The sequence below is a fragment of the Gordonia crocea genome, assembly GCF_009932435.1.
Taxonomy (GTDB): Bacteria; Actinomycetota; Actinomycetes; order Mycobacteriales; family Mycobacteriaceae; genus Gordonia; species Gordonia crocea.
Genome location: NZ_BJOU01000001.1, coordinates 1081672 through 1093420, shown reverse-complemented (window position 1 = coordinate 1093420; position 11749 = coordinate 1081672). Strand labels below are relative to the sequence as shown.

At 68.9% G+C, this 11749-nt stretch carries 11 protein-coding genes and 1 tRNA gene; 3 read left to right on the top strand and 9 right to left on the bottom strand.

Translation table 11 applies throughout. The annotated features are described in order from the left end of the window. Positions 1–353 precede the first annotated feature (353 nt). Entirely contained in the window at positions 354–1742 is a 1389-nt protein-coding gene (locus nbrcactino_RS05230; RefSeq protein ID WP_161926399.1) for a DEAD/DEAH box helicase, read from the bottom strand. Positions 1743–2242: 500 nt separating this feature from the next. Continuing rightward, positions 2243–3532 (bottom strand): acetyl-CoA C-acetyltransferase, encoded by a 1290-nt coding sequence (locus tag nbrcactino_RS05225; protein WP_161926398.1) that lies wholly within the window; start codon positions 3530–3532, stop codon positions 2243–2245. Positions 3533–3595: 63 nt separating this feature from the next. On the opposite strand from nbrcactino_RS05225, the gene nbrcactino_RS05220 reads away from it, so the two are divergent. Continuing rightward, positions 3596–4069, top strand: coding sequence for an SRPBCC family protein (locus nbrcactino_RS05220; protein ID WP_228460688.1), 474 nt, complete (start codon positions 3596–3598; stop codon positions 4067–4069). Between the two features lie 152 nt (positions 4070–4221). On the opposite strand, the gene nbrcactino_RS05215 is transcribed toward nbrcactino_RS05220, so the two are convergent. After that, positions 4222–4297, bottom strand: a tRNA-Ala gene (locus nbrcactino_RS05215). A gap of 85 nt (positions 4298–4382) precedes the next feature. Here nbrcactino_RS05215 and nbrcactino_RS05210 point away from each other — a divergent pair. Then, complete coding sequence (locus tag nbrcactino_RS05210; protein ID WP_228460687.1) at positions 4383–5222, top strand: hypothetical protein; 840 nt, start codon at positions 4383–4385, stop codon at positions 5220–5222. On the opposite strand, the gene sepX is transcribed toward nbrcactino_RS05210, so the two are convergent. The 5 genes from sepX to nbrcactino_RS05190 all read right to left on the bottom strand — a co-directional run bounded on the left by sepX (position 5219) and on the right by nbrcactino_RS05190 (position 10645). After that, positions 5219–6751 (bottom strand): divisome protein SepX/GlpR, encoded by a 1533-nt coding sequence (sepX, locus tag nbrcactino_RS18005; protein ID WP_186343306.1) that lies wholly within the window; start codon positions 6749–6751, stop codon positions 5219–5221. The two genes, nbrcactino_RS05210 and sepX, sit on opposite strands and share 4 nt — an antisense overlap. Positions 6752–6940: 189 nt before the next feature. Continuing rightward, complete coding sequence (locus nbrcactino_RS05205) at positions 6941–7603, bottom strand: SIMPL domain-containing protein (RefSeq protein ID WP_161926397.1); 663 nt, start codon at positions 7601–7603, stop codon at positions 6941–6943. Continuing rightward, complete coding sequence (locus nbrcactino_RS05200) at positions 7600–8256, bottom strand: GNAT family N-acetyltransferase (protein WP_186343305.1); 657 nt, start codon at positions 8254–8256, stop codon at positions 7600–7602. Before nbrcactino_RS05200 ends, nbrcactino_RS05205 begins: the two co-directional genes overlap by 4 nt. Before the next feature lie 41 nt (positions 8257–8297). After that, positions 8298–9602 (bottom strand): molybdotransferase-like divisome protein Glp, encoded by a 1305-nt coding sequence (gene glp / locus nbrcactino_RS05195; RefSeq protein WP_161926396.1) that lies wholly within the window; start codon positions 9600–9602, stop codon positions 8298–8300. A gap of 119 nt (positions 9603–9721) precedes the next feature. Beyond that, entirely contained in the window at positions 9722–10645 is a 924-nt protein-coding gene (locus tag nbrcactino_RS05190) for a UTP--glucose-1-phosphate uridylyltransferase (RefSeq protein WP_161926395.1), read from the bottom strand. A 54-nt stretch (positions 10646–10699) separates the two neighbouring features. On the opposite strand from nbrcactino_RS05190, the gene nbrcactino_RS05185 reads away from it, so the two are divergent. Further along, positions 10700–11293, top strand: a complete 594-nt coding sequence (locus tag nbrcactino_RS05185) for a 5-formyltetrahydrofolate cyclo-ligase (protein WP_161926394.1) — start codon at positions 10700–10702, stop codon at positions 11291–11293. Here the strand turns inward: nbrcactino_RS05185 and nbrcactino_RS05180 are convergent. After that, on the bottom strand, positions 11290–11595 hold the full coding sequence (locus nbrcactino_RS05180; protein ID WP_161926393.1) for an FmdB family zinc ribbon protein: 306 nt from the start codon (positions 11593–11595) through the stop codon (positions 11290–11292). The genes nbrcactino_RS05185 and nbrcactino_RS05180 overlap by 4 nt on opposite strands. Positions 11596–11749 lie beyond the last annotated feature (154 nt).

Here is an 11749-nt window from a genome sequence, read left to right as displayed (position 1 = left end):
AATGGCAGTTCAGAGGTTCAAAACCCGGAGGGCGAAAACCGCCGGACACGACAAAACACCCCCGACCTCAAGGTCGGGGGTGTGGCGCGGTCGGCGATTCAGCGCCGGCCGTGGCGGGGCTGCGGGCGCGGAGCCGGACGACGGCGGCGCGGCTGCGGCTGCGGGAGACGGCGGCGGGGCTGCGGGTGGGGGTGGCGAGGCATATCGTGCTCCTTCTTGATTCGTGTGACCGGATCGGTTGATCCGATGACTCCAATCTATGAAGCCCCGCTATGCGCTCGACCGGTCCCAGCTATGTGTTTCCTAAGCGTCAAAACCGGTACCGCCCAAGGGCGTTGCGCCGCGCGCGGCGGTTAGACCGCGGCCCGGGGACGGCCACCGCCGCGGCGCGAACCGCCGGATCGGCTGCTGCGCGACTGGCCGCCCGCCGGTCGACCACCCTGGCCGCGCGGTTGGCCGCCACGTCCCGCCGACGAGCCGCGCCCACCGGACTTCCGACCGCCGCCGGTGCGTCGCTGGCCACCGCCTCGGCCGCCATTGGCGTCGGCCGCCGGGGCCGGGGCCGGCTCGACGTGGTCGGCGCGCGGGCCGACGAGGCGGTCCACCACCTCCGACGACGCGGTCACGGCTTGCGGCTTGACGTCGATTTTGGCGCTGCGCAACAGCTTGCGCAGGTCACCGCGCTGTTCGGGCATGCACACGGTGACCACGTCGCCGGCCTCCCCGGCGCGCGCCGTGCGTCCCGAACGGTGCAGGTAAGCCTTGTGTTCGGCCGGCGGATCAACGTGGACGACCAGTTCGACACCGTCGACGTGGACCCCGCGGGCCGCCACATCGGTGGCGACGAGGACCCGCACGCCCCCCTCGCCGAAGGCCGCCAGATTCCGGTCGCGCTGGTTCTGGCTGAGGTTGCCGTGGAGGTCGACCGCGGGGATCCCCTCGGCGGTGAGCTTGCGCGCCAGCTTCTTGGCCTGGTGCTTGGTCCGGGTGAACAGGATGCGTCGACCGGTGCCGGACGCCAGTTCGCGGACGAGGGCGTGCTTCTCGGTCGCCGTCGGCGCCTCGAAGACGTGGTGGGTCATCTTGGCGACCGGCGAGTTGGCCTCGTCGACCGAGTGGGTGACCGGCTCGTGCAAGAACTTGCGCACCAGCTTGTCGACACCGTTGTCCAGCGTCGCGGAGAACAGCATGCGCTGCCCGTCGTCGGGGGTGGCGGAGAGGATCCGGGTCACGACCGGCAGGAAGCCCAGGTCGGCCATGTGGTCGGCCTCGTCGAGCACGGTGATCTCGATGTCGTCGAGCTTGACGATCCCCTGCTTCATCAGGTCGTCGAGGCGCCCCGGGCAGGCGACGACGATGTCGACGCCGCGGCGGAACGCCTGCTCCTGACGGCCCTGCTTCACACCGCCGAAGACGGTGGTGACCGACAGACGCATGGCCTGGGCCAGCGGGGTGATGGTGTCGGCGATCTGGGTGGCCAGTTCGCGAGTCGGTGCGAGCACCAACCCGGTCGGGCGACCGGGCCGGGTGGTCACGCCGATCTCGCGCAGGCCGGCGACCAGCGGGATGGCGAAGGCGAGGGTCTTCCCCGAGCCGGTCTTGCCGCGGCCGAGGACGTCGTCGCCCTCCAGCGTGTTGCCCAGGGTCGCCGCCTGGATCGGGAACGGTTCGGTCTTGCCCTGTGCGGACAGAACCTTGACGAGTTCTTCGGGCACGCCGAGGGAAGCGAATGTGGTGGTCATGCGGATGCCTTTCCGGCAATGTCAATCCGCCCGGGGATCTCGACTACCCGGCAACGGCCACGGCAGAACCCGATCAAAGGGCGGATCGCAGATGGCGAAGACGCCCGGTCGGGCGCATTCGTTCGCCGTTGTGAAGCCAACTGGCCGGGAATCCGGCGGAGAAGAAGCGTTCTAACGACGCATGACAGAGCGGAGAACGCCCGTCAGTTGACTCCAGGCTACCCGACGCCGACCAGATTACCGGCGCCGTCGGGCAGCGACCTTGGTCACAGCACCCGCCACGGGCCTCGGGACGGGGGTGACGACGTCGGGCGTTACGACGTCCACCAGGGCCGGGCGTACCACGGGCGCGCGTAGTACGGGATGTACCCGCCGTCGTTGGGTGGGCGGGGACGGAACATGAGCGGCCTCCCATTGCGTCGGACACCATTCGGGTCGCCATCCGGCCCGATTGCACTGACGCTACGACCAGATCCCGGCGCGACGGCCGGTTTTCCCGGTTACGCCGCTTCCAGGATCATCGTGACCGACATTCCGCTCCCCGCACAGATCGAGATCAATCCGCGGCCGGCCCCGTTGCGCGCCAGGAGTTTTGCCAGTGTCGCCGTGATGCGGCCGCCGGTGGCGCCGAACGGATGACCGGTGGCCAGCGACCCGCCGGCGACGTTGAGGCGCTCGCGGTCGATAGACCCGAGCGGCTCGTCGCGGCCCAATTCGTCGCGGCAGAAACCGGGGTCCGCCCAGGCGGCCAACGTGGACAGCACCTGCGAGGCGAAGGCCTCGTGGATCTCGTAATAGTCGAAGTCCTGCAGCGCCAGCCCGTTGCGACGCAGCAGCGCGCTGACCGCGTAGGCCGGGGCCATCAGGACGCCCTGGGTCTTGGGATCACCGTCGACATAGTCGACCGCCCAGCTCTGGGCATCGACGATGCGCGCCAACGGTGTCAGGCCGCGTTGCGACGCCCATTCCGCCGTGCCCATCAGCACCGACGAGGCACCGTCGGTGAGCGTCGTCGAATTCGCCGCCGTCATCGTGCCGTCCGGCCCGCCGAAGCAGGGCTTGAGGCGGGCGAGCCGCTCCGCATCGATGTCCCGGCGCAGGTTGTCATCCTGGTCGAGTCCGCAGAACGGGGTGACCAGGTCGTCGAAGAACCCGCGGTCGTACGCGGCGGCAAGATTGCGGTGCGACGCGAGGGCGATCTCGTCCTGCTCGGCACGCCCGATCCCCCACCTCTCGCCCGTGACGGCCTGGGCCGCCCCGGGCGTGAGCTTGGTGCGGCGCTCGTGCGGGCTCGGGATGTCGAAATCGAGGGAGAACGGGAGCTGCACGGCAAGTTTGAGCCGGTCGCCGGTGGACCGGGCGGCGTTGATGCGCACCAGGCGATCGCGCAGACGCGGACCGAATCCGATCGGTGGGTCCGAGGTTGTGTCGGCACCGCAGGCCACCCCCGACTCGATCTGGCCGCAGGCGATCTTGTTGGCGATGTGCACGACGGCCTGTCCGCCGGTCGCGCACTGTTGCTGGACGTCGACGGTCGGGGTGGCCCGCGACAGGGCGGTGTCCAGGAGCGCCTCGCGGGTGAGGCTGTGGTCGCGGGCCAGTTTCACCACCGCGCCGCCGGCCACCTCCCCCAGATGCGCACCGGCCAGGTCGTAGCGGGCGACGAGGCCGTCGAGCGCCGCGGTGAGCATCGACTGGTTGGTCTCCGACAGGTATGCGCCGTTCGACCGGGCGAAGGGGATCCGATTGCCGCCGAGGACGTAGACCGGCGCGAGCTCACGAGTTGCCATGGCGGCCAACCCTAATGCACCTCGGGCAGATTGTGCCATCAGGTAATGGCATGATTGGTGGGGATGAGTTCCACCCACACCACGAGCAAGGGGAAAGACATGGTTGCCGTCACCGTCGAGAAAGTGATCAACGCACCGCGCGCGGTGGTCTACGGGGTCTTCGCCGACCGGGAGAGCTACGGCGCCAACCTGCCGATCAACACCCGGCTCGTCACCCCGGGGACCGACGCGCGCCAGGGCGTCGGCGCGGTGCACTTCCTCGGACTCGGTCCGGCGGGCATCAAGGAGCAGATCACCGAACTGGTCCCCGATGAGCGCCTCGTCTACCGCGTCGTCGGTGGGGTGCCGGTTCGCAGCCACGTCGGGACGGTCGAGTTCGCCGATGCCCCCGGCGGCGGCACCCGTGTCACCTACACGATGGATTCCGATCCGAAGGTGCCCGTTCCCGCCGGTGTCCTCAAGGCCGGCCTGAAGGCGTTGACGAACCAGCTGATCACCGCCTGCGACAAGGCTGCTCGCGCCAAGGCCGCGGGCTAACCGCCGACTGGGCCCTCGATCCCGCCGACTGGGCCCTCCTTTTCGCCGACTGGGCCCTCGATCTCGTCGACTGGGCCCTCGATCTCGTCGACTGGGCCCTCCATTCCCCCATACGCCAAAGAGCCCAGCCGAATGGCTGGGCTCTTTGAAGGTGGTGGAGCTAGGGAGAATCGAACTCCCGACCTACTCGATGCGAACGAGTCGCGCTACCAACTGCGCCATAGCCCCGGGTGACCGTCGCCGGTCGACCGTCCGCAACTTTATCACTTCGTCCGGATGCGCCGCGAAACGGGCGAGCACTAGGCTTTGGGGCGTGGCCGAACTCACCGACGACCAGATCATCGACGCACTGAACGGCATGATCGCGGCGATCAACCCCATCATCGACGTCCTCTCCCAAACGGATGTCACCGGACTGCGTGCCAAGTCCTTTCAGGCCGGTCCGGTCGACGACAGCATCTTCCGACGGGTGGAACACCTCGCCGCCAAGGCCGTCGACCTCACCGCTTTGCCGGGCACGAAGAGTTGGAGCGAACTCTCGATGGCCGAGCGCGCCCAATGGTGGGTCAACCGCATCGGCAGCCTCAACACCATCGGTGTGGCCTTCCCCAACATCTTCGGCATTTGGGCGCGCCGACTGCCCATCACGACGGTGCTCGGCTTCGTCAACCAGGCCATGGTCCTCGTCGCCATTGCGCGTGAATACCGGGTCACCGATCGGGCCCGCCAGATCGAGTTGATCGCCAGCGTGCTCGGCGCGCGGGAGCTGACGCTCACCAAGCTGACCGCGATCCCCGACGCCGAGCCCGTAGAGGCCAAACGCAAGTCGCTGATCCGCGCCACGTGGGACATCGCCAGGACACTGCAAGGCGGACTGTCCGAGATGGGCAAGCGACCCCAGCCTGCCAAGCCGTTGCGCTGGCTGTCCAACATCCCGGTCGTCGGCGCTCCGTTCAACTACGTCGGCGAACGGCTTGCCCTGAGTCGCGCGGTGAAGGCCGGACGCGCATGGATCGTTGCCCACCCCGACTCCATCGACCATTCGCCGGCGGGTTCCCCCACGCCGGTCGACCTCGGCAGCGCCGTAGAGGCCAAGGCCAAGGGCAAGACGCGCGTCGAAAAGCCCGACTCCCCCGACCGCGACGAGGTCTAGCCGACCGCGGCCCGACGGTAGTCGTCGTCGGCGCGCATCATGCGCGGCTGCTGATAGACCGGCAGGTGGTCGAAAGCAGGATCCTCGTCGTCAATCGCGACGACCTGCATGCCGCTGGGTCGCCGTACCCGCGGCCGCGGCGGTGGCGCGACGTCGCCCTCGGACAGTTCGACGATGTCTCGTCGACGACGGGCGACCTCCTCGCGCCGGTTGCGCTCGAGTCGTTCCAACCGCCGATTCCGGACCTGGGCCTCGGTCGTCACCGCGCGGCGCAGGAAGACCAGGTAGGCGACCAAGGAGAACCCGGCGACCCCGGCGGCGATCCAACCGGGCGTCGAGAAGAGCACACCGGCCCCGACCGCCAGCAAGGTGAGCACCACCAGCGTCACGAGGACGCGCTGGCGCTCCTTGTACTTGAGTTCCAGCCGCTGCCGGTCGACCTCGGGGTCGTATCCACCGCGGCCGGGGCGGGTCATCATCACCTGCGTGAGCTCGTTGGGGTCGACGTCATCCCACTGCGCGGACGGCCCGTCACCCTCGTCGCCGTCATCATCGTCAACCTCGTTGAGGTCGTCGACGAGGTCGTCGTCTGCCTCATCATCGAGATCCTTGTCGTCGGCCACGGCCGCGGCCTCGACGTCGACTTCGGCTGCTGTGTCGGTCTCGGCTGCTGTGTCGATCTCAGATTCTGCGACCGGTTCTTCGCCGGATTCGTCGGCAGTTTCGTCGACGACCGCCGAGACAGTCTCGTCGGCATCATCGGTACTGTCGGCGGCCGATTCCACGACCGGTTCGTCGACCTCGTCGGCGGCCTCCGCAACCGCCGTCGTCGTCGCACTGTCTTCGTCCAAGTCGAAAAGGGTTGGCACCGTGGGCTCGTCGACGACCTTGTCAATCTTCTGAGTCGGCGAATCGTCGCCGACCAGATCGATCCGCTCGGTGGTCTCGACGTCGATGACCTCGACGGTCTCCACCTCGACGATACGCACCTCGTCGTCCACGATCTCGGCTTCGATAATCGCATCGTCGTCGACCAACGAGCCGGCGGTGGCCCGCGCAGGTGCCGACTCATCCGCACCGACGGCGGGAATGACCTCGGTGATCTCATCGACCTCGGGGCGACTCGTCGTCACGCTCACCACGCGCCGCATGCGCGCTGCCACGGTGCGCCGGGTGCGCTTGCGGTTGGGAACCTTGCCGGGGACCCGCGACGGGTCGACCGCTTCGGACTCCACCTTCTCTGCTTCCACGTCCGCGGTTTCGTCGGCCTTATCCGAGTCGGCTTCACCAAGTCGCGCGGCCGAGGCCGTCCGCTTGGGGCGTCCCTTCGGCTGGTAGTCGGGATCATGGGGATGCGAGCCGGCGCCGACGCGGCGTCGGCGGACGGCGTCCTCGCCGCGCTTGATCACGCGCGTCGCCGCGGCCACCGGGGTGGACTTGCGGATCTCCGGGCGCCCCTGAATCACCATGGGGACCAGCACGAAGAGCCAGATCGCCACCAAGCACACCCACAACACTGAGTTCGGCATCCGACTCTCCCGTCTTTCACTCTGGTCACATGTACCCGAGTTCAATCTAGGTCCGTCAGCGCCGTATACCTTGCCGACGCGCCGACGGCGGACGAGTTGATTTCATCTCGAGGGCCCAGTCGGCGGGATCGAGGGCCCAGTCGGCAGGAATGAGGGCCCAGTCGGCAGGAAAGAGGGCCCAGTCGGCGGTTAGTCGCCCGCGGTGAACCGCGCATCGACGGCGACGGCGATCACCACGTCGTCGGGCCGCAGTTCCAGGGAAGGCCCGCCGCCGGCGTCGGCACTCATCGCGCGGGCCATCATCGGCGCGGGCGAGGGCTCCGGTCCGGCACGCAGCATGTCGGGGTCGGCCAGCGCCACGGCGGTCACCGTGCCGCGACCGACCGCATCGGCGTAGGCCTGCGCCTTGGCCACGGCATCGCGCACGGCGTCGCGACGCACGGTCGCCTCATACCTCGGCCTGTTCTCGGCGAGCACGTCCCACATGATCCGGCCGACCTCCAGCCCGTCGCGCCCGGCCCACTCGACGAGGAAGGCGGCCAGCGCCTCGAAGTCGAGGAACTCCGCCGTCATCGCAATCCGGGTCGTGTATACGATTTGTGCCGCCTGCTTCCCGTCGATCCACGGCCGGTGGCCGAAGACATGGATGTCGTTGGCGTGCCACGTGTTCAGCGCATCGGTCTCGTCGAGCCGCGTCAATTCCGCGACGACGTCGCTCTGCAACTCCAGCGCCTTGGCATGCGCCGCCTCGCTGGTCGACTCGGTGAACGCCGCCGTCAACACGGCGGTCCCCTGTTCCGGTCGGTACTGGCGCTCGGCGCGGCCGCGCACGGTGATCTCGAGTGGACTCATCGGAACTGTGCCCTTCCGGCTCGCACCAGCGCTTCGGCCGCGCTGTTCACGACTTCCTCGGTGGTCAACGCGAACAGGTCGTGGTCGCGCCACCGACCATCGACGTCCATATAGCGCTTGAGCAGTCCCTCGTGACGGAACCCGACCTTGGTGAGCACCGAGCGGGACGCGGCGTTGGTCGGCTGGACCGTCGCCTCGAGCCGGTGCAGGCCGAGGGCGCCGAATGCGTGGTCCACCCCCAGCGCGACCGCCGCGGTGGCCACCCCTCGACCGGTCTGGTCCCGGTCCACCCAATAGCCGATCCAGGCACTGCGCACCGCCCCGCGCTGCACGTTGCCGATGGTCAGCTGGCCGGCATACTCGCCGTCGACCTCGATGACGAAGGGGACGACCGCACCGCGCCTGGCCTCGGATTTGAGGACCGAGTAGAGCGACGGCCAGTTGCTGCGATGATGCCGGGCCGCCCAATTGCCGTCCGTCGTGGGTTCCCACGGGACCAACAGGTCTTGGTTGCGTACCCGCAGCCGACTCCAGGCGGCACCGTCGCGCAGTTTGATCGGGCGCAGCACGACACCCCCGGCAGCCACCTCGAGCGGACCCAGCCGCGCCGGCCATCCCGGGTGCATCCGCGAACCCGAACCCCACGTGAACACATCGTCAACTCTAGTAGCCCGAATCGGGCACTCGGCGATAATCAGCCGCGCTGGGCGAGGAACATCACCTCGACCTCGTCACCGGGGTCGAGTTTCGCCGCCTCCGACGGCACGACGACGAGGCAGTTGGCCTCGGCGAGTTCGGCGAGCAAGTGCGACGTGCCGGTGGCCGAGCCGCCGATCACCTGCACCATGTAGTCGCCGGTGCGCTCCTCGCGCATGAGTTGTCCGCGCAGGTAGCCGGTCCGGCCCTCGACCGAGGCGATCGGCCCGATCGTCCGCGCGGTGATCACCCGCCGCAGCGGCTCGCGCTTGCCCAGGGCGATACGGATCAACGGGCGGACCATCACCTCGAAGGTGACCAGCGCCGACACCGGGTTGGCCGGCAACAGGAAGGTCGGCACCTCTTCGCCGCCGAGCTGGCCGAATCCCTGCACCGATCCCGGATGCATAGCGACACGCGCGATCTCCAACTCGCCCAGGTCGGTCAACGCCTCGGCGATGGCCTTCGACGACGAGCCGCCCACGGCACCGCAGATGACCACGATCTCCGACCGGATCAACTGGGCCTCCACGACCTCGCGCAGCCGAGTCGCGTCGCGCTCGGCGATCCCGACGCGGTTGACGTCGGCGCCGGCGTCGCGCGCGGCGGCGGCCAGGGCGTAGCTGTTCACGTCGTAGACCTGGCCCTGGCCCGGCACCCGGTCGATGTCGACGAGTTCGGAACCGACGGCGATCACCGACACCCGGGGCCGCGGGTGCACCAGCACCCGGGCACGGCCGACGGCGGCCAACAGACCCACCTGCGCCGGTCCGATGATTTCGCCGGCCCGGACCGCGACGTCGCCGGGCTGCACGTCGTCGCCGACGCGCCGCACGTAGGAGCCGCTGTCCACGCCGTGGGCGACGCGCACCTTCTGGCTCGCGCCGTCGGTCCACCGGAGCGGGACCACCGAATCGGCGAGGGTCGGCATCGGCGCACCGGTCTCGACCCGGACGGCTTGGCGTGGCTGCAGGCGGATCGGGGTCCGCGACCCCGGCTCCACATCGCCGACGACGGGCAGGAAGACGGCGATCGGGTCGCCGGGGACCAGCGTGTCGAGTTCGGCCTCGCCGCCGTCGAAGTCCTCGTCCTCGTCTGGGGCCACCACCCCGGCGAGCGCGACATCGACCGCGCGGACCGCGTAGCCGTCGACCGCGGCTTGATCGAAACCGGGGAGCGGCCGCTCGGTGAGGACCTCTTCGGCGCACATGAGGCCCTGGGCCTCGGAAATGGCAATCTGCACCGGTCGCGGGACGACGGCAGCGGCGGTGATCCGCGCCAAGTGTTCATCGACCGACCGCATTCCGCCTCCTTTAAACGTCACCAATGCCCGTCTTGGTCAATAGACCGACCTTAGCGCCGCCCCCGTACCGCGCGACGGTGCCACGCCGACGCATAAGCCGACGCATAGCGAGTCGCCGACTACCCCTGGGCGAGACGTTCGACGAGCCAGGCGCGCAGTTCGGGGCCGTAGTCGTCGCGATCGAGTGCGAAGTCGACGGCGGCCTTGAGGTAACCGCCCGGATTACCCAGGTCGTGGCGGGTACCGCGGTGGACCACCACGTGGACCGGCTCCCCGTCGGCGATCAACTGCGCGATGGCGTCGGTGATCTGCAATTCCCCGCCGGCGCCGGGCTTGGTCCGGCGCAGGGCGTCGAAGATCTTCCGGTCGAGGATGTAGCGCCCAGCGGCGGCATAATTCGACGGCGCCTCATCCGGGTTCGGCTTTTCGACCATTCCGCGGACCCGCAGCACATCCGGGTTCTCGGCGTCGGGCAATGCCTCGACGTCGAAGATCCCGTACGCGCTGCGTTGGTCGTCGGGCACCTCGATCGCGCACAGCACCGAACCGCCGCGGCGCGCGCGGACGCGGGCCATGGTCTCCAGCACTCCGCCGGGCAGCACGAGGTCGTCGGGCAACAGCACTGCGACGGCATCCTCGTCGTCGGCGAGGTACTCCTCCACGCAACCGATGGCGTGACCGAGGCCCAGCGGCTTGTCCTGGACCACCGAGGCCACCTCGAGCAGGTTGGGCGCCTTGCGGACCTTGGCCAGCATCGCCGCCTTGCCGCGTTTGGCCAGGGTGTTCTCCAGGACCAGGTCCTCGACGAAGTGGGCGACCACGCCGTCCTTGCCGGGCGAGGTGACGATGAACAGGCGCTGGGCGCCCGCGGACTTCGCCTCTTCGGCGACCAATTCAATGCCCGGCGTGTCGACGACGGGCAACAATTCCTTGGGAACGGTCTTGGTGGCCGGGAGGAAGCGGGTGCCCAATCCGGCGGCGGGCACCACGGCCGTGCGCGGAATCGGCGGTGCGGCCGTGACGTCCGATTGCGGGGTGCTCATGGTCCTACACTGTATTCGGCGCGGCACCGCGCACGACAACCGCGGGAGACCTCGATGACCAAGGCCCAGGTACGAGCCCGCCTTCGCGACGCGCGCGAGGCCAGGTCCGTCTTCGACGTCGAATCGGCGGCGGCCAACCTGGCCGACTGGATGTACCGGCTCCCGATGGCGGTCGAGGAGGGCTCGACCATCGCGTGCTATCTCCCGGTGGGGAGTGAACCGGGGTCCGACGCCATGCTCGAGGCTCTCGACGACCAGGGCTTCCGAATCATCGTTCCGGTGGTACCCGACGGGGAGCCACAACCGTTGCGCTGGGCGGTCTTCGACCGCGGCACGCAGTTGCAGACGCGGCGGTGGGGCCTGGCCGAGCCGGCGACCCCGTCGTTGCCGCCAGAGTCGTTGGCCGACGCGAGCGTCGTCTTCGTCCCCGCCCTCGCGGTGGCCCGCGACGGGACCCGTTTGGGCCGCGGTGCCGGATATTACGACCGAAGCCTGTCCGTATCGCGTGCGGTCCGCGTCGCGGTGGTTTTCGACGACGAGCTGGTCGACCGGTTGCCGGCCGAATCGACCGATGTGCCGATGGAGTGGGCGCTGACCCCGGAGGCGGGCTTCACCCGGTTGGACCCGACCGGGCCCGCAGCCGGTTAGGAGGCCGCGGCGGTGGTCGAGGTGCTGGGCGAATCCGAGGACGACGAGGCGCTGGTGCTGCTCGAATCCGACGACGAGGAGCTGGTGCTGCTCGACGACGAAGAGGCACCCGCGGGCACCGATCCCGACCGGGAGTCGGTGCGGTAGAAGCCACTGCCCTTGAACACGATCCCGACGCTGTTGAACAGCTTGCGCAGCCGGCCGTGGCACTGCGGGCACTCGGTCAGGGCGTCGTCGGAGAAGGACTGCACGATGTCGAACTTGTTGTCGCACTCCGTGCAGGCATAGGAGTAAGTGGGCACGGTCAACCTCCACACGGATCAGCGGTAATCTCGTCAATCTTAACCGACGCTGGCACTCATTCATTCCGAGTGCCAACCAAGCGGGGCATATCCACAGGTCGGCGCCGTCCACAGGGATCCCGCCGATACCGCTTCGCGCCGCCCAGACGACGGC

Excerpts from the sequence above, each read along its gene's own strand:
- nbrcactino_RS05230 (WP_161926399.1), bottom strand. The coding sequence starts at position 1,742 with ATGACCACCACATTCGCTTCCCTCGGCGTGCCCGAAGAACTCGTCAAG.
- nbrcactino_RS05225 (WP_161926398.1), bottom strand. The coding sequence starts at position 3,532 with ATGGCAACTCGTGAGCTCGCGCCGGTCTACGTCCTCGGCGGCAATCGG.
- nbrcactino_RS05220 (WP_228460688.1), top strand. The coding sequence starts at position 3,596 with ATGAGTTCCACCCACACCACGAGCAAGGGGAAAGACATGGTTGCCGTC.
- sepX (WP_186343306.1), bottom strand. The coding sequence starts at position 6,751 with ATGCCGAACTCAGTGTTGTGGGTGTGCTTGGTGGCGATCTGGCTCTTC.
- nbrcactino_RS05205 (WP_161926397.1), bottom strand. The coding sequence starts at position 7,603 with ATGAGTCCACTCGAGATCACCGTGCGCGGCCGCGCCGAGCGCCAGTAC.
- glp (WP_161926396.1), bottom strand. The coding sequence starts at position 9,602 with ATGCGGTCGGTCGATGAACACTTGGCGCGGATCACCGCCGCTGCCGTC.
- nbrcactino_RS05190 (WP_161926395.1), bottom strand. The coding sequence starts at position 10,645 with ATGAGCACCCCGCAATCGGACGTCACGGCCGCACCGCCGATTCCGCGC.
- nbrcactino_RS05185 (WP_161926394.1), top strand. The coding sequence starts at position 10,700 with ATGACCAAGGCCCAGGTACGAGCCCGCCTTCGCGACGCGCGCGAGGCC.